This is a genomic window from Mesorhizobium sp. WSM4846 (assembly GCF_055811415.1).
On sequence record NZ_JBVVPZ010000002.1, the window covers coordinates 52,270 to 71,147 of the forward strand.

The 18,878-nt window shown below is 63.4% G+C and carries 9 protein-coding genes; 7 read left to right on the plus strand and 2 right to left on the minus strand.

Annotated elements, in window-relative coordinates; translation table 11 throughout:
* Positions 1-67: 67 nt before the first annotated feature.
* Complete coding sequence (locus AC0L15_RS02600; RefSeq protein WP_287244574.1) at positions 68-817, plus strand: L,D-transpeptidase; 750 nt, start codon at positions 68-70, stop codon at positions 815-817.
* 38 nt (positions 818-855) lie between these two features.
* A complete protein-coding gene (locus tag AC0L15_RS02605) occupies positions 856-1,818 on the plus strand; it encodes a LysR family transcriptional regulator (RefSeq protein WP_287066462.1) in 963 nt (320 codons plus the stop codon).
* Here the strand turns inward: AC0L15_RS02605 and AC0L15_RS02610 are convergent.
* Complete coding sequence (locus AC0L15_RS02610) at positions 1,791-13,454, minus strand: LysM peptidoglycan-binding domain-containing protein (RefSeq protein ID WP_473495872.1); 11,664 nt, start codon at positions 13,452-13,454, stop codon at positions 1,791-1,793. The two genes, AC0L15_RS02605 and AC0L15_RS02610, sit on opposite strands and share 28 nt — an antisense overlap.
* A gap of 89 nt (positions 13,455-13,543) precedes the next feature.
* The gene (locus tag AC0L15_RS02615) at positions 13,544-14,404 is read right to left on the minus strand and encodes a MurR/RpiR family transcriptional regulator (protein WP_128167793.1); all 861 of its coding nucleotides are present in this window, start codon (positions 14,402-14,404) and stop codon (positions 13,544-13,546) included.
* Positions 14,405-14,618: 214 nt separating this feature from the next.
* Here AC0L15_RS02615 and AC0L15_RS02620 point away from each other — a divergent pair, with 214 nt between their 5' ends.
* The 5 genes from AC0L15_RS02620 to sctV all read left to right on the plus strand — a co-directional run bounded on the left by AC0L15_RS02620 (position 14,619) and on the right by sctV (position 18,832).
* Entirely contained in the window at positions 14,619-14,798 is a 180-nt protein-coding gene (locus AC0L15_RS02620) for a hypothetical protein (protein ID WP_023799517.1), read from the plus strand.
* Positions 14,799-14,917: 119 nt separating this feature from the next.
* Complete coding sequence (locus AC0L15_RS02625) at positions 14,918-15,907, plus strand: SctD/MshK family protein (protein ID WP_287244580.1); 990 nt, start codon at positions 14,918-14,920, stop codon at positions 15,905-15,907.
* Entirely contained in the window at positions 15,904-16,344 is a 441-nt protein-coding gene (locus tag AC0L15_RS02630) for a hypothetical protein (RefSeq protein ID WP_287244584.1), read from the plus strand. The genes AC0L15_RS02625 and AC0L15_RS02630 overlap by 4 nt, the downstream gene beginning before the upstream one ends.
* Before the next feature lie 17 nt (positions 16,345-16,361).
* Entirely contained in the window at positions 16,362-16,673 is a 312-nt protein-coding gene (locus AC0L15_RS02635) for a tetratricopeptide repeat protein (RefSeq protein WP_023799520.1), read from the plus strand.
* Positions 16,670-18,832 carry a type III secretion system export apparatus subunit SctV gene (gene sctV / locus AC0L15_RS02640; protein WP_287244586.1) on the plus strand — a complete coding sequence of 721 codons (2,163 nt, stop codon included), beginning with the start codon at positions 16,670-16,672 and terminating at the stop codon, positions 18,830-18,832. Before AC0L15_RS02635 ends, sctV begins: the two co-directional genes overlap by 4 nt.
* Positions 18,833-18,878 lie beyond the last annotated feature (46 nt).

Sequence of the window (18,878 nt, forward strand, 5' to 3'; positions counted from 1 at the left end):
TTGGTGCCAAATGTTGCGAACCGCCTGCAAAGCGATATGGTGCGCGCTGGAATCAGGTGATCGCCAGATGGACGCCTGGATGCAGAAGAGATCGGTCTTGGCGGCAATCATGATCCTGCTTGCGAAGTTGCCTGTTCCCGTCAAGGTTGCGGGACGCAAAGTCCTGACCAGCCCGCGTCTTAACCAGAGATTGCGTGCATTTCTGATCGCCGTCCTATCGATTGCCGCGATGGCGCCGGCGCAGGCCCAATCGAATAGCGGTTATGACCCACGAAGCTGGACTTACGATCCGGCAAGAAATGTACTGGTCTCCCCTTCCGCTCCCGACCAGACTTCCGATGCAGAAACCCGACGCGACTGGTCAGCAATCCCGAGGGAAATCGTGCATTTCAGCGAGGCTCAACCGAAGGGATCGATCATCATCAGCACCACGGAGCGGCGGCTTTACTACATTTTGGGCAACGGCAGGGCGCTACGATACGCGGTGGGCGTTGGAAAGGAGGGCTTGGAGTGGTCCGGCCGCGACACGATTTCGAGCAAGAAGACCTGGCCGGATTGGCGACCGCCGGCCGAAATGCGATCCAGGGAAGCGTCAAATGGCCGCTTCCTGCCTGCCCATGTAGAGGGAGGACCGAACAATCCACTGGGCGCGCGCGCATTGTATATCGGCGACACGCTTTATCGCGTCCACGGCACCAACCAGCCATGGACCGTCGGACAGGCCAACTCCTCCGGTTGCATTCGCATGACCAATGACGACGTCATCGATCTTTATGACCGCGTGAAGATCGGCAGCCAGATCATTGTGCGGCATTGATGGCCGTTCCCGAAGCCGCAAATGAGTGATTCCCAGTCGTGATACCTTTCAACATCAAGCAGCTCGAAACCTTTCTCCTGGTGGCGACCTTCGGAAGCTTTCGCAGGGCGGCTGAACGCCTCAACACCACACAGCCGGCGGTGTCCACCCGAATTGCCGGGCTGGAGGAAGCGCTTGGCGCCAAGCTGTTCGAGCGGCAGAGCAGCACGGTCAGGCTGACCGCCGAGGGACAACGGCTGCTGCCGCCTGCCCAACGGGTTCTGCACGTCGCGGAGCGGCTGCAGCTGATGGCCAGCTCGCTTTCAGAGACTTCAGAGACGACGAGGGTGCTACGGCTTGGCGTTGCCGAAACGATCGTGCACACTTGGCTGCCGGATTTCCTCACGGCGCTGAAAGCAAACTTTCCGCTTGTCGACACCGACATCGTCGTCGATGCGACGACGACCCTCCGCAACGAACTCATGTCACACCGGCTCGATCTTGCGGTGCTGATGGGCCCTGTCCTGGAGTACAGCATCGAGAATATCGAGATGCCGTCCTTTCCGCTTGTCTGGGTCTGCTCGCCGCAATTGGAATTGCCCAACCGGCGCAAGGTGACGCTGAACGACCTGATGCAGTTTCCGATCATCAGCTACGCCCGCACCACGCGACCCTACAGCGAACTCTACCGCAAGCTCACCGGCGAATTCGAAGAGACGCCGCGCATCTTTCCGGCCAATTCGCTGGCCGCTTCCATCACGATGACACTCAACGGGATCGGCATAGCCTCGCTGCCCGAGGGCGTCGTCCAGGACTATCTCGCAAGCGGAAAACTGCGCATCGTCGAATGCGAATGGCACCCGTCCGACCTGCAGTTCACCGCCTCCTACTCTTCCGAACCCTCCAATCCGATAGCGGAGCGGGCGGCAAAGCTGGCCGGCTGCGTTGCGCATGCCTATGCTGCGAGAACCGACAAGCTCAGGCCCGCGGTTTCTCAGCCGACCAAGGTGGCCGGCAGGTAGATCCGGTCGCCTGAGAAGATCACATCCGGGCTCATTATATGGTCCATGTTGAGCACCACCGTCTCGGCCACATCCGCGGAATGGGTCCTGGCGATCAGGCGAATGCTGTCGCCGTTCTTGACCTCGACCCACTGGTAGCCGTCTTGCTCCAGCGTTGGATTGGTGCGGCCCGCAGGGTTGCTGCTCCCGTCGGCATGCGCCTCGACATGATCGCCGGAAACCCAGCCACTATGCATTTCGCCGTCCGGCCCGAAACCTTCGACCGGTATCCAGGCCTCCCCTGACTCGTCTGCCGAAGGCGCGGCGGTCTGCTCGACGAAGCTCCCGGGTTGCAGAACCGTCACCACGGTCGAATCCCCGTCAGGCTGGGTCCGCAAGTTCAGGCCGTCATCGGCCAGCACGGCGAGTTGCGGGAAGTCCTGCGGCGGGGTTTGCGTCCCGGGATCAGGCTGCTCGGTCTGTTCGTCCGGCGGCGCGCCCTCGACACCGGAAGGATCGTTACCCGGCGCGGTCTGTTCGTCCGGTAGCGCGCCATCGACGCCGGAAGGTGCGTCGCCCGGCGCGGTCGGGTCGGTCGGCGGCGTCTTGCCGGTGTTCCATGGCTGGTCGTCCAGCGTATCCCAGGCAAACAGCAGCATGCCGACGCCGAAGGTCACGCCAAGCGCGATGCGATCGGCGATCCCCCAGCGCGCGTCGGACTTTGCCCGGGCGTCGATCTGCTCTGGCGTCCTCGGCACGGCCCGGCGGTTGAGCAGATCGGTGCGCGCGGCCGACACCCAGAACTCGGCGCTGCCGACGGTGAACAAGGCGCCCGCCGTCGCGGCCAGCGGCGAGTGCAGGTTCTGTGCCGTGTAGAGAAGGGAACCAAAGACATAACCGGGACCGGCCAGATGCTCGGCCACATTCCGCATCACCGGCCGTCCGGCGATCGACTGCAGCGCGGATTTCGTGCCGTAGACCACATTGCCCAGTGAGAAGGAGCCGTTCAACCAGACATTGTCGCCGCGCAGCAGCCCGGCGGCCGAGCCCGGAGACGAGAAGATGAACGACGCGCCGCTCGCGGCATTGAGGATACGCCCCAGCGGCTTGTGGTTTGCCGTGGCGGTCGGAAAAGCCGACTGCGCGCTGAAGACGACGCCGCGCACGCCGAACGCAATACCCGCAGCTGTCGCGGCCCAATGCGGTGGCAGGATCTGCCATACCGCATAGGAGGAGCCGGCCATCGGACCGAAGGTCGCGACCAGTTGCGCGTTCTCCTTGAAGCGGGCATGGCTCAGCGCCTGATCAACGGCGTCAGTTTGATCCGGCGTCATGATCTTCTTGTGGGTCGCCCGATAAGTGGTCATCTGCAGCACCGAAAGCGCGTTTGTTTGCTCGGTCGACATCCAGGCAAACTGCCTGGGCGTGAACTTGCGCAACTGGCCGGGGCTCAACTCTCCAAGCTGCTTCGGTGTCAGCGCCGCTATCTGCTGTTTCGTCAGCGCCTCGATCTGATGAATGGTCAGAGCGTCAAGCTGCTCCCGCGTCAGCGCCGAGACGTGGCGTGAAGACAGCTTTGCCATTGTCGCAGGATTGCGTGCCGCGACGAGGCCCGGGTCCAGCGCCGCAACCTGGGTGGCATTGAGATGGCTGAATTGGGCAGGCCGCATGGCGGTGACCTGTTCCGGCGTAAGGGCGTTGCGCTGCTCGTCACTGAGCTTGGCGATCTGGTCGGGCGTCAGCTTGCGCACCTGCTCGATGGTCAATCCGGCGAGTTGCTCTTGCGAGAAGGCCGCGACCTGATCCGGCCGCAAGCCGGTGATCCGGCCAGAGGCAACAGCCTGCAATTTGCTTGGCCTGATCGCCTGAAGCTGTTCGGCACCCAGCGCCCGCAACTGCTTCGGCGGAAGCGCGGCAAGCTGATCGAACGTCAACTGCCGGATCTGCTCGGGGCTCAGCGCAGCAACCTGCTCAGGCGCCAGCTTGGCGATGTTCTCCGGCTTGATGGCGTGCAATTGCGGACCGGTCAGCCCGGCAATCTTATCGGCTGCAAGCGCTCTGACCTCCGGCCCGGTCGGTGCCCGCACAGGTTCGGCAAATCCCGGCTCCGCGGCGAAACTCGCCGGAAGCTCAAGGCTGATGATGTTTCCGCTGACGGGGTCAAAAACCGCCCTGCCCCGGTCAGGCGCCGGCGGCCATGTCGCGGCTGTCGGCGTTTCGGCAGCACTATTCTCTGTCGGCGGCGTTTCGCCGGCCACGGCCGGGGCTTCGTGGCCGACCACCGCGGCCACTGGCGGCGGCGGCGCTTCGGCCTGTTCTGGCGCATCCCAGAACTCGTCGGCCGGCCGCAAGATCACCTGCGGGCGTTTTTGTGTCGATCCGCTAGGCGCGACGGCATCCTCATTGCGCGTGAACTCACCGACGAAATTGCCGTCCGGATCCATCATCCGCCAGCCATGGACCTCGTTCCATGGTATGCTGCCGTCGATTGCAGTCTCGTCGACGCGGGCCATACTGTCGCTGACCGGCCGGCCCATCGCCTCGAACTCGGTCGGGACGTGGAGGCGCGGTCTACTCGGATTGAGCGTGTAGAGATAGGTATGGCCCTGCTGCCGCGCGGCCCGTGACTCTTCCGAAACGAAAGTCTTGGCGCCCGAGATCGACTGGCTGGTGCCAACGAAACGGCCATGGGTATTGCCCAGCACATAGTTGCTCAGGACGATGCCTTGCGGATTGTCCACCCAGATTCCGGTCGGCGGCGGCGGCGAGAAGCCGCCGGCGTCCCTGATCTCGCTCGGCGCGCGTGTATCGGCGCGGAAAACATAGGGGCCGACATTGCCGCGCAAGGGTCTTGCGGGGTCGCCGGCGCCGTCGACGGGCAGATTGCCTTCCTCGGGAAGGCTCCCCGGCACATGGTCATCGGAAGCCCCACGTATCCAGGGCAGCACCACCGGCTCCCCGGTTTCCGGATCGCGATGCAGAATATGCGACTTGTGAGCCAAGGTCGGGTCGTCGCCGCGGAGTTGCGGACCATCCGCAGGCGGCACGTATACGTTCTCCGCGCTCTTGGGCGGCGTCCCGAGATACCTCACGGTGGCCGTTTCGCCATTCTCGTCCACGATCCGAACCGTTTTTTCCGACGACCCCGGGCTCAGTGCCGGAGGGGTGTCATCCGACGGCCCTAGGCCCAGTGGCGGCGGGGTTCCATCCGGCCGTCCCGAGCCCAGTGCCGGCGGGGTCGGCGGCGAATTGTGCAGCACGTCCTGTTCGAGCAGCCGGTTGAGGTAATGCGCCTGCGTGGGCGTCAGCTCGCTGCGGGCCTGCTGGTCCAGCTGTTGCCGCAACGCTTTCCATGCTGGCCGGCTTATGCCGTCTGGCCGTCCGCCGGCGAGTTGGTCCGGATATGGCGCCACGCCCAGTTCCGGGAACACATCCAACACGCGCTGACCAGCGAACTTTAAATCGCCGTGCGGCGATGCCGCAACCTCTGCGAGATAGGCGTCGAGATGCTGCAGAACGTCCGGCGTCAGTTGCCCCCCCGAAGTCTCCAGCGCGGAGAAAACCTTTTGCGCGCCTTCGGAGGATCCGGGATGGGCGCGGGCGGTACGGGCATGCGGGACAACATCCTTCCTCACCGAGCCGAGTTCCACCGTCGTTAGCGGCAATGGCCCATAGTTCAGGGCGAGACCGGCGCCGTGGTCCTTGCGGTCCAGGCGGTTGAGCGGCCCGGCGCCCGTCTCGCGCGGAACGCCCTCGAAGGCGGGGGTGCCGCGCCAGGGTTCCTTGCCGCCTCCGAAGGGCGCCATGACGTTGTAGTTGCGGTAGAGGAGACGATCCTCGAAACCCGGCACCTTGCCTTCGGAGCTATAGTGGCTGGCGCCACCTCTCGCCGCCTCCTCCCAGAAAGAGGCTGCCCGTTGACTGAGCGGGCCAGGCTCCCTGTGCGTATATCCCGGCCGGCCGCCTTCGCCCCCGAGATAGCGCAGCGTGCGATTGACGTAGGCCCCGCTCAGAGAGAAGCCAAAGATGGATAGTGAAACGCCAGCGGCTTTTTCGTTCTGGAACGTGTTCTTCGACAGCATCGGCGCCGATGCGACCCACTGGGCGGAGGGAGCCGCCGCCTCATCATAAGCGAAATTCGGCCGGTATCCATTGACGAAGAGTTTCTGGCCCTTCGCATCGTTGGGATGGACCGGGAGCAGGAAGCCGGTGCCGCCGTCGGGGCCGTTGTTCTTCAGGCTGAGTTCGCCATAGACCTGACGGCTGGGCAGCGGCACTTTGAGGCCGATGCCGAGCATCGATCCGCCGAGCGTGATCGTGCGGCCGTCGGGGCCGAGGATCCACCCGGCAGCCAGCAAGGCGCCGTTGGTCACCACGTCGTTCAGCACGGGGCCGCCCAGGACATTGGCTTCGTGTTCCTGCAGGAACCAGGAGACAGTGGCGCGGTCGGACCGCCAGACCCCTTGTGCATCGGTGAAGAATGTCGGGGCGCGCCACGAACTCGCCTTGTCGGCATCCAGCAACCGCTCCAGCAGGACGGGCACCTCGCTGTTGATCTCGGTCCCGGCCCTGGGCTTGCTTGCGGGCAGCGCGTTCTCCAGCGCGTGCGCGAGCGACTGGACCGCGGGGTCCGCAGATTTCTGCTGGTTGGCGGCGTAACCGCGCATCTCTCGCCAAAGATACGGCGTCCAGGTGTCGTGGCCGGACAGGACCTCCTCATTGTAGCGGCCTTCCGGCGAAAGCTTGCCGGCGGGTTTGAACGAAGAGCCCGGCTGAAGCTTCGGACCGAAAACCCACGTGCTGCCACTGTCGGCCGCCAGGACCTGCATGAGCGCATCCTGCTGCGCGGCAGTCACGGCCTTGCCGGGCTTGGTGGCGCGCCCCTTGAAAAACGGCGAGGCGTCATTTGCCGCGGCGGCAAGGTTCGGATCGGTGGAGCCTGATGCAGCCTTGAGGTAATCGCCGACGATGCCACGGCTGGCATCGGTCCAGCCGGCTTTTCCTGGCAGCGCCCCTGCGGTAAGGAACTGCTCGCCGCGCGGCAGCCTGGCGTCGGACGACAGGCCGAGTTGGTCGATCACTTCTCCCGGCGACAGATGCGGCAACTTGCCCTGTGCGCTGAACACCTGGAGGGTCGTCAGGCCGTTCATCGAAAGCTGGCCGGCCGGCTTGGAGCCGGTGAACGGGCTGTTGCGGTCGGCGTTGAGCATTTCGCCAAGCGCATGATGCTGAGCCGGCGTCATGTCCGTGCCGGACTGAGGCAAGGCCCTGCCCCCGAGTTGCACTCTGGTCATGGTGACCGCATCGCGGACGACAGGATCGCTGGAGCGTTCGAGAGAATTGAGGTAGTCGCCGACGAGTTGCAGCTGCTCGGGCGTCCATATCGGCGCGGGCGTTGCCGCATCGTCGGGAAGCGCCGGCAAGGTCGTGGCCATGGTTTCGCCGAGCGCCGAGCGACGGCTGACTTCCGGATTCTTGGCAGGATCGAACGCATGGACTTCCCGTGCCGGGGTGTTGACCCTGAGCTGGCCGTTCGGCGTGGTTATCGACCCGCGCTTGGCGCGTTCGACGGTCGGGCCGGAACCCAGGTAGCCGGCATCCGTCGCATGCTCGCCCAATGGGACGATGTCGGGGACGATGTCGCGGGTCATGCTCGCCTGCGGGCCGGCGACGACGACCTTGGCCGGCAGGTATTCGCCGCCGGCCTCGACATAGATGTCCTGTCCGGCGGTGACGCCGTCCTGCGGAACCGGCCGGTGATAGATGCTGTCGACCAGTTCGCCGAGCTTCGGATAATCATAGCGAGGCTCGGTATTCAGGTAACGCGTGCCGATGCGCCGCAGGCCGGTTTTCACTGCAGTGAACGTCTGGCCGAAGCTGTACGGGTTTGACGAGCGATTGTTGATGATCGGCGTGCCGTCGGGCCGAACCGGGCTGGGGTGCTCGGTGTCCGTCACGGGCGATGGCTCGGTGCGGGCCTTATCGGCTGTCCAGCGGCCATCGGCGCCGAGATAAAGAACCGGCAAGGAAGGGTCGAGCTCGACAGGAGCCGGCACCGGCTCCGGCGCCGCCGTGATCGCCTTGGGTTCGGGTATGGCGACAATCCTCTGCCCTTCCGGCAGGTTGAAATCGACCAGCATCTCGCCGGTATGGCGGTTACCGAGAGTGTAGCGCATCAACGGGCGGCTGCCTTCCGCCCCGCGTGTTTCCGTTTCGGACTGGAGCAGGACCTCGTCCGGGGTGGCCAGCACGGCCGGGTCGGAAGGGCGTGCGCCGTCGAGGTAGCCCGTCTGCTGCGGATCCTTGCCGCTGGTGTAGACGTATTCCGCGGGATTGGGGCTTGGCATGCCGGTGAACGTCTTGGTCGCCGGGTCCCAGACGAGCCGCAAGCCGCTCTCGGCCGGGCGCGTCGTTCCATCGCCGCGGACCGGCGGAACCACAATCGGATCGCCGTCGGCGGGGACGCGCACATTCTGCTCACGCGCTCCCTGGGCGTCTCGGTCGCTGGCATTCTCGGGATCGCCGCGCTCACCCGGGGCGCTCGGCCCTTCATCGTGGACGTTGATAACCGTCCCCTCGATAACGGGGTGACTGGGATCGTGGAAGACCAGCTTGTCGGTCGGGCGATAGACGCCGTCGGTGCCTTGCTCATGCACAACCATCGGCCTCGACGATTGTCCGTCGCCTGATGGATCACCTTTGCCGCCCGTGGGCGGCGGCGGGTTCGGACCGTCGGACTCGCCGGCCGGCAGCGCCCGTGGACCGGTTGGACCGTTAGCCCCTCCCGTGTTGTCAAACCCGTCCCGGGCGCTGAAACCAGCTCCCTGCTGGCCGGATGTTTCGCCGGCCACATCGCCGTCGATGATGATCTCATCCGGGTCCGGCATGACCTGCTCGCCGGTCGGCCTGTAGACACCGTCAGCGCCCATCTCGTAGACGGCCCGCGGTTGCGGCCCCGAATCCGGAAAAGTTCCGCTCCGAGTACCGCCCGTTCCAGGCATGTTGGACAACAGCGAACGGCCGCCCAGCCCCGTGCCGACAGTGCCGACGCCTATGCCCACGACTGCGTTCGCGAGCTCGAGCAGGGACATCTCGCCGCCATGCGCCGCCAGATCTTCCACCGATTTGCCGAGCAACGGAACACCGGTAACCACGGCGCCGGCATCGAAGCCCCACGCAGCGTTGGTCAGCCTGTTGCCGCTTTGCATGAACTCCGAAACCTTACCAGCATAAGAGGCCTCCTCTACGTTCACCTGGAATCTGCCGATGCCCCAGCTGGCATCCTTCATGCGGGTCATCCCGAAGCCGCCCGCGAAAGCCTGGGATCTGGACAGGCTTGTCTTTGCCAAGCCGAATGTGCGCAGGGCACCCGCGCCCACGGGCAGGAACGCAGTTACGCCGGTGGCGATATTCCAACCCGACTGGCTGTCGAAGTCGCCGCCCTGCAGGAGGTGATCACCCTCTTTGATCAGAGCCTTGCCGCCAAGGATTGAACCGGAGCCGATCGCGATGGGAATCGCCCATTGGCCGCCCGGCACGAACGAGACGATGGTGGAGACACCGGCGACGATGCCAAGACCAATGTCGGTAGCTTTGTCCCAGAAATCCACTTTGCGTGCGTCGGCCACTTCCAGTTCGTCGAGCGAAAAACCATCCTCGCCGAGCGACATGTCGCCGCCCTTGGCCATGACCAGATTGCCCTTCTCGCTGAAGATGCGATTCTCATGCTGGAATTCATCGAAGGTGCTGTAATATTTGCCCAAGCTGTCGACATAGCCGATTTCGTCGCCGCCGCTCTTGATCGCGAACAAAGCCGTCGCCGATTCCTTCTCGCCGTCGAGGGAGAAGATCGGCACGATCTTGACCTCGGCGTCGTCGCCGCCGCGGTCGGTGATTTCTTCGGTGACCTTTTGGACGTCTGCCTCGGGCCCGAGGGTCTGACCAACGGCAGTGCTGAGTTGGTCCGGCGTATATGTCTCGTATTCGCCGGTGAAGCCGGCCTCGTAGAGGTTCTCCAACTGGACCTGATATCCAGCCAGCGCCTGGTCCTTGTGTTCTTCAAAATACTCGTACTTGGCTTTCGCCTCATGATCGGCGGAACCGTATTCGAGAAGTTTGGGGTGGCTTGCGGAAAAAGCGTACCAGTCGCGCCCCGCCACCATCGCCGGCCGCACGTTTTCTTCCCAGTCCTCCAATTGGTTCTTTTCGGTCTCCGCTTGGCCTCGATCGATTTCCGCGGCCGCAAGTTCGGGGTGCACCCACAGCTTGTGGCCGTCCATCTCGATCTGGACCCACTTGCCGCTGTCGCCGATCGCGCCCGGCCCCTGCTCTTCATAGGCCGCGGCAACCTCCGGCGCGACCCACAGGTCGCGGCCGTTCACCGTGATCTTCACCGCCGTCTCGCCCGGCTTGAGCGTGCCGGCGGGCGCCTCTACGGTTCCCGGCCCGTAGTCGGTGATCGCCTGGTCGCGTGCCGTCGTCGCATCGGCGAGCGCCGTCTTCGCATCTCTCAGCCCGGCATCAAGCTGGTCGACCTGCACGCCGACAATCTTCGACCTGGCAGCGTCCAGCGCCGATTGCGATCCGTTTGCATTGGCTGTGCATACCGGCGCCGATAGGTCCTGCGTCGAGGCCAGCATCTCCTGCCACTGCTTGTTGAGCGGATCGTTGCGGAAATCTTCCCTGATACCTTGGTCGTTGAGGTCATATGTCAGGGCAGATTTATGTATGTTGGTGTCATCACCGTTCTCGTCGGTGAAAGTGGCGTTCTCATATTCGGTAACGACATAGAGCTGACCGTTCTCCTCAATGATGTCCTGCGATTTTATCTTGCCGGTAAAGTCACCATGTCCATTGGTATAGCCTTCCCAATCGAAATGGTGCGGGTTTCTTTCCTGCGCCTGCGCAAGCAGTTGCTGCTTGAGAGGCTCCATGGTCACGGCAAGATCCGCCGCCTCTGCCTGTGCAACCCCATACTCCTGATATGCCTCGGCCAGGGTCACCTGATTGGCCGCGGCCCCCCGGAGCGTTTGCAGACCTTCAAGCCGCTCTTCGATGGCCGTGTATTCTGGGCTTCCAGGCTTGGCATCGGTAAGCTTCAGCTCCAGCTCGGTCGAGCTGATCATTTGATCGATCGTGGCCTTGTTGCCGTTGGCGGTGTGTAGCGAAACGGTTGTAAAGAGCTCGGCGACCTCCGCGTGCGCGGCCTTTCCTTGTTGGTTGGTTTCCTCGGCACTGGGGCCACCCGGGCTGCTGACAGCCGTCTGGTTGGGATCGCTGAGCGTCGGCAGGTCTACCTGTTTGTCGATCGCTTCGAGAAGTGACGTCTGGCCCTGCTCGTATTCGGCCCGGGCGGTGCTGGCGCTTTCAAGCGCGTTGTTGGCGAGGATCAACCGGCTTTGCGCATCTGCCAGTGTGCCCTTCGGCTCGGGCGGCTTCCAATCCAGTCCATAAGGCGCCAACGCCTTGTCGAGCGTTGACTCGGCACCCTCCATGGCGTTCTTGAATTCAGGGTCCAGCGCATAGACGTCGAGCTGTGCCGCGCTCTGCGCAGCCTTTGCTTCTGCCTCACCGAAGTTCGCAATCGCCACGTTCTCGGCTGCGATCGCCTTGGCCACCTCCGGGTCGAACCATTTCCAGCTCCCGTCGACCAGCAATGGCACCCACTTCCCGCCCGAAGGAGCCGTGGGTGACGGTGGGTTGCCGTAGGGACCAACCGACGTGGGGCCACCGTCGAGAGTCGCGCCGGTTGCGTCTTGTCCCGGACCATACAATTCCATTGCAGCGACCACGGCCTGCTGCTTTTCAAGCGCCTCCGTGGTCAGCTCTGGCGTCGCTCCGCCGAATATGCCGTCCAGCATCGTCTTGAGTATCTGGTCTTCCTTGGCCTGTTGCGGGTCACTACTGTTCGGGTTGATCTGCAGCAACAGCTCGGCCAACGCTTCCTGCGCGGTGCCGGCCGCGATATCCGTGACGGCGCCGGTCGTTGCGTTGGTCAGCGTGATTTTGCCGTCCGGCGACGTGGTCATTGTATAGCCGTTGAACGTCACCTCGACGGTGGTGTTGGTACCGCCCTCGATCACCACGGTTTCCCCGGGATGAATAAGGTCGGGATCGCGCGGAGAGGTGAACAGCTCCGGATTGCTCTCGGCGAGATCCTCCAGCGTCACACCATGCGCCTCGGCGATGTCGCTCAGATTGTCACCGGGTTGGACCTCGTAATCGATCGGCTCGCCATCCCCCAGCGTCTCGACAATGGTCTCGGTGCGCCGGCCGTCCTTGTCGACGACGATCGTCGTTTCGGTGTTGTTCTTAGGGTCGACGATGGTGGTGGTCTGCTCGCCGGTCTCGGTGTTGCGCTCGGTGTGGCTGGTCCTGCCATTGCCGTCGACCGTATCGGTCGTCTCGGTATTCCCCTCGATGGTCGTCACCGAAGTCGAACCGTGTTGGTAGTCGTTGTTGTAGGTGACCGTCTTGCCGGTCTCCGGATCCGTGACGACGATCTGCAGGGTTTCGCCCGGGTCGCCGCCCTGCGTCACCTCGAGGCCGGCGGCGTTCAGCTCGGCGATCACCTGCTCGGGCGTGAGATCGCTCGCCTCGGCGATCTCCTCGATGCTCATGCCCTCGGCAAGCTGCTCCTGGATCGACGCCGCGCCCGAGCCGTCGGCGGTCTGGGTCTGCGCCAGGATTACTTGGTCGCCATCCGGCCCCGTGACCGTGGTTACCGGCAAGGCGACGCTGTTGTTGGGCGCTACCGTCTCAACCTTTGCGCCGTTCGGCAGGGCCTTCTCCACCGTGACGGTGCCGTCGGCAGCCGTGTGGGTGGTGGTGGTGATGCCGGTCTGCGGGTTCGACGTGCGTTCGGTGACCGCGCCGTCGCCGAGATCGTCCACGAGCGTCGTCGTGATCGCGCCGGTCTGCGCGTCGACACTGGTGGTTTCCTTGCGGCCGAGATCGTCACGGATCGGCGATGAAGTCGCCTGCATGTCGGGGCCGGTCTCTTCGGTGTAGTAGCCGCCGTGATGATAATCCTGGTTTTCGGTGATCGTGCGGTCTCCAACGGTGATCACCACCGTGCGGGTATCGCCGTTGGCGTGCTCGGTCGCTACCGCCGTCATGCCGCCGGCATTCAGAGCCGCCACCACATCCTCGGGAGCCATGTGCTGCTCGGCGGCGATGTTGTCGATGCTTTTGCCGCCCTCGATCGCCTTGAGGATGTCGTTCGGCTTGGCGTTCGGCGCCTCGACTTTCGGCGCCTTGACTTCCAGCGCTTTGACTTCCGGCGCCTTGACTTCCGGCGAAACAACGAGGTTTGGCGCGCCGCCGAGATCCTGCGTGAAAAGCGCCGGCGCGGCGGTGGCGCCGCCATTGCCGTTTGCCGTGGTGACCGCGGCAGGCAGCTCCGGTCCTGGCTGCGCCGGGGCGGTCGACTGTGGCGACGGGGCAGTCGGCTGCGCCGTCGTCAGATCCGCATTGACCTGCGTCAGCCGCTGGCGGGCGCCCGCGGCCGCGTCGGCCTCGCCCATCTTGTTGGCGAGCCGGATTTCATTTTGCAATTTCGTGGCTTCCGCCTGCAGCCGCGTAATCTGCTCGGCATTGGCCTTTGGATCGACCCTGGGCGGCGGCGGCGGCTTGACGGTGTTAATCGGGCGGATCATCAAACAACCTCCGGAGCCGGTCCAGTCCTGGTTCAGGCAGTCTGCCTGCCGTCAACGCCCCCGCGCCCGACAGTGGAAGCCCCAGAAGCTTACCGGGGCGGCTTCCAATAAATGCCGAAAGCAGCGAGTTGCTCTTCCGACTGTCTTACTCGTTCGGCAGCATTCACTTCAGACTGCACAGCCGTCAGTGCCGCCAGAATCTCGACGGCGGCGAACGCCGGCGCCATGCTGCGAAAGAACGACTGCGAATTTGCCGTAACGATGATGGTCTCCCGCGCGATCCGGGCCAGCGGCGACACGCTGCTGTCGGTGATTGCCACCACGCCGACACCCTGCCTGGCCGACTGGCGCGCCACGTCGATCGTCGTTCGTTCATAAGGCGACATGCCCACAGCAAGGAGCACGTCGCCGCGTCCCGCGCCCTGCAAGGCATCCAGACCATGTCCGCCCATCTCGCCGACAAGCGTCACCTTGCGGTCGCCGCCAGCCAGAAACGACATGATGTGAACGAAGTGGCTGGCGACCGGATAACCGGAGCGCGCGCCGAGACCAAACAGATTGCGTGATCGTGCAAGGAGGTCTGCGGCGGCGATGAATTGCGAGGCATTGCCGTACTCACCCAGACTTGAAACCTGCGCCGCGAGCGTGTCGGCGACAACCCCTGCAGTCGAATATCCGGGAACGCCACCCTGGTCGGCACCCCGTCGCGCCGGCTCACCGGCGCCTGTCTCACGCAGCGCGCGCGCATAAAGGCTGCGCATATCCTCATAGCCTTCAAGGCCAAGCCATCGCGCCAACCGCATCATCGTGCTGTGCGAAACGCCGGCCTGATGCGCCTGCTCGCGCATCGACATCAGTGCGACATCCTTAGGATGGTCCAGCACGAAACGCGCGGCGACCCGCAGCTGCGGCGGCATATTCTCGAACCGTTCGACCAACAGCTCCGCCAAAGGACCTTGTTCCATTCTGCCATACCCCATTGCCCCCGATGGCAGGTTACTCCTCCAATGGTGGCAATGCAACAGTTGGAACCGAACTGGTTCATATATTCCAAGTGGACTTTCATTTTCGATCACGCTGCCTTAAGCTGCTTTCGCAACCTGCCGGATCGCGTCGACGTGATTCCGGAGTTTGTAACTTGAATGGTCCCTCAAGGAGACAATGATGGCTACCCCTCCCATTACGTCCGGCGCTGCCGGGTCGCCGGAACAGAACCTGGACAAGATGATCAAGCATCAGGAGCGCATGTTTAGCCTCGAGATCACAAAAGAGATCGCGAAGTCCCAACATGACATGCTGATGAGCACCGCGAGGACGCTCGGCCAGTCGGCCGAAAAGGCCTAAGGCGGGATTCTCGAACCATGCGCCGCCGCAAGCACCCGGCGGCGCACGTCCACGGCACGAACGTTTCGATGCCGTTGCCAGGCTGCGTCTGAATTGTCATCAGCGGGAGATGAAGTGGCATGACCGCTCATTCTAACGGCAAAGATTGGGCTAACGGCAAAGATTGGGCTATCGGCCGCACCCCGGCATCGCGACATTCCGTTGCGCTCAGCGTAACGCAGGGATTTCACGCGGGCGCCCAACTTAGTCTGGTCGAGCCTCTGTATACGGTCGGCTCCAGCACGGAGTCCGAAATAGTCCTCAGAGACGCCGGCATCGCGCCGGTCCACGCAAGATTGCGGCGCAAGGGCAGCCAGATTGAAATCGAAGCCGTCGGCGGCGATGTCACGCTCGCCACCGGCGAGATCATCCGCGAAGGCCAAGGCAGCCGCTGCAAGCTGCCGCTGTCGATAAGCCTCGGCGATGCCCATATCCGGCTGGTCAACCCGGAACGCCCGCCGAATCGCTGGTCTGTTTCCAATCGGCCCCTGCTGGTTGCAGGCAGCGTTCTCTTTGCTGTCTTCGCTGTTTCCGTCGCCGCCAATGGGTTCTCCTTCGCCGAGCCGGACATTGGCAAAAAGCCGTCCGCTCAAGTCGAAAAACCGATCACAGTGGCCTTCGCCGGCGAGGCCGGACAGAGTGTTCTGGACGATTCATCGCCGACACAAGTGCCCAGCGCCGCCGACGCGGAACGCCAGCTCAAGCTGCGCCTCGAGCAATCCGGCATCAGCACATTGACCGTTCAGCAATCACCTGGACGGCTCGTGGTTTCGGGCATGATCGCCAATGACAAGAATGCTGCCTGGACCGAAACGCAATCCTGGTTCGACCAGACGTTCGGCGCGCACATCGCCCTCGCCTCCAATATCATGATCGGCAACGCCGAGCAGGCTCCGCACCTGAGGCTGCAGGCGATCTGGTATGGCGAGCGGCCCTATGTCATCGCCACCGACGGCGCACGCTATCATGAAGGCGCATTCACCAATGACGGCTGGACCATCAAGCGCATTGGCGAGACGGAACTTCTCCTGACGAAGGGCGGCGCCACGGTCGCGCTGAAATATCCGTGAACCGCCGGCTTGAAGGCCCGCGTTTCGATACGGCAAGGATGGACTTAACCGGCCGCGACGTGCGGCAGGCGGAAGGCGTGCGCGGTCAGGCAATCAACCGTCGGCGGATGAATGGCGTCGACAAGGCCGCAAGCCGGGCCCAGGGAGCGACATCGGCCGCTGGCATGGAAAAGCCAGGAACCGCGGAATTCCAGTCCTCTCGGGGCACGAACAGCGAATCGCTCGACGAGGCGCTCATCAACTTCGTCATGCCTGGTATTCCCGAGCCAGCCATCCTGCGTCGCTCGGTAGCCATCCTCCAGCATTTTGTAACGCATCTGGTTCCCGGCCTTGAGGGTGGCGAGCCACTCAAGACGCTCGCCAGAACGCTGATGGAGGATGAAATCGAGCGTCATCGCGATCTGCTTGCCCGGATACAGGAAGGAATCGAAACCTGACTGATCCGCATGACACAGTGCATCTGCTGCATGTCCTGGGCTATCTCTACGGGTGTCACGGGCAGGCAAAGCGGGGCGCGGCATACCTGCTCATCGCGGCGCAGCTGTCACCGGGAAATGCCGGCGTTCTGCGCACGCTGGCGCATCTGCTCATACTCGATGGCGAAGCGGACAAGGCGCTTGCCACCATTGCCAGGCTGGAGACGTTGGAGGGGATGGACCACCCGACGCTGGCGTTGCTGAAGAGCCGCGCGTTGCTTGTGGCCGGCCGCAAGGCCGAGGCGCACAATGCCTTGCGGAGCTTCCTGTCGCATCGAGCCGCCGAATGACGGTATCGGAGCGCCTTCTGCACTTCCTTGCCAAGCTGTCACGCCGCAGCGATCTGGTCATCGCCATCCTGATGCTCGTTGCAGTGGTGATGATGCTCATTCCATTGCCGACCTTCCTCGTCGACATTCTCATCACCGCCAATATCGCCGTCAGCGTGCTCATCCTGCTGGCTTCGTTTTACGTTTCTCATCCGCTCCAGTTCTCGTCGCTGCCATCGGTCATCCTCATCGCCACCTTGTTCCGGCTGGCGATCACGATCACGACCACGCGACTGATCCTGCTCCAGGCCGACGCAGGCGAGATCGTTTCGGCCTTCGGTAGTTTCGTCGTCGGCGGCAGTATTGCCGTGGGCCTCGTCATCTTCCTGATCATCACCGTTGCGCAGTTCATCGTGGTTGCGCGGGGTGCGGAACGCGTTGCCGAAGTTGCCGCGCGCTTCACGCTCGATGCGCTGCCCGGCAAGCAGATGAGCATCGATGCGGAGTTGCGCAACGGAGACATCGATCAGGCGGAGGCACGCAGGCTGCGCCAGCAGCTTGAGCGTGAGAGCCAGCTGTTCGGCGCAATGGATGGCGCCATGAAATTCGTCAAAGGCGACGTCATCGCCGGCATCGTCATCATTCTGGTCAACCTGATCGGTGGTTTCGCGATCGGGACGCTGCAGCACGATATGTCGCTGGGCGACGCCGCCGTGACCTATTCACTGCTCACGGTGGGTGACGGGTTGATCGCGCAGATACCGGCACTGCTCGTCGCTGTGGCCGCCGGCACGATGGTGACGCGCGTCGGCGGTTCGGACGGCACGAGCGACCTTGGCAAGCAAATTACCAGCCAGCTACTACGCGACCCACGTGCGCTCGCACTCGCCGCGGTGATCATGGTCGGCCTTGCCGTAGTGCCAGGCTTTCCGTCCATTGTGTTCCTGATCCTTGGTGCCTGCTTCGGCGCGGGCGCCTATGCCATCAATCGCCGCACCGCGGGGGAAGCCGAATTCAACGACCTCGGCCAGACCGCCATGGCCGAACAAGCTGGAAAACCGGCATCGCTTTCTTCAACGCCCGTCGCAGCACTGCCTTCTTCATCCCGCATCGTCGTACGTTTCGGAACCGAACTCGGACGCTCGGTCCCGGAACCCGAATTCGCCACGCTTGCTGATGGCGTGCGCCGCGAGCTTTTCGGCGATCTCGGTGTCGACGTTCCGGCTATCGGCCTGCAGGTCGACGAGAAGCTTTCAGCGAGAAGCATGCGCATCGATCTGGAGGGCGCACCCATCCTGGATGCCGAAATCCCCGCCGGCCGCGTTCTTGTCGAAGCGGACCCAACGCATCTCGATCTGCTCGATGTGACTTACGAAAAGGGTTCTCCGATTGCCGGCCAGCGCAAATTCATGTGGGCCGACGATCGCCACCTTTCGGCGTTGAAGGAAGCCGGATTCGTCTTCTCCACGCCGGCGCAAACAGCGGCCAGATGGACCGGAAATGCACTTCGGCTCTATGCCGGCCATTTCGTCGGGATCCAGGAGACCCGCAGGCTGCTGTCGGACATGGAGCCGGACTATGCGGATCTGGTCAGACAGGCGCAGGAGATCGTGCCGCTGCAGAAAATCGCCGAGGTGCTTCGGCGACTTGTCGGCGAAAACGTGCCGATCCGCAACCTGCGCCTGATCCTCGAAGCGCTGATCGAATGGGGTCAACGCGAACAGGACGTCGTTCTGCTTACGGAATATATCCGCACGTCCTTGAAACGCCAGATCAGCTTCCGCTTCGCTGGCCGTAACAACATCATCGCAGCCTATGTTCTGCAGCGCTCGGCCAAGGATATCCTGCGAAACGCGGTGCAAAGCACATCGACCGGCACGTTCCTGAACCTTTCGGATGACGATGCACAGGCATTGATCGCCGAAATCGAACGAGCCTTGTCGCAGAACGCCACCGATGTCTCACCGGTCGTCCTCGCGGCGATGGATGTGCGCCGTCATATGCGAAGCCTGCTCACGCACAATGCCATCGAGCTTCCGGTCCTGTCCTTCCAGGAAATCGCACAGGAATTCAACGTCCAGCCATTGGCCACGATATCCGGCCGCTCGGGCGTGGCAGGCAACGTCTCTCGATCGCTGCCGTCGGCTGAGGCGAAAGCCGGACAAGAGGCAGCCTCATGATGCCAGCCGGGCGGATTGGGACAATTGGGGGGACTACATGCTCAAG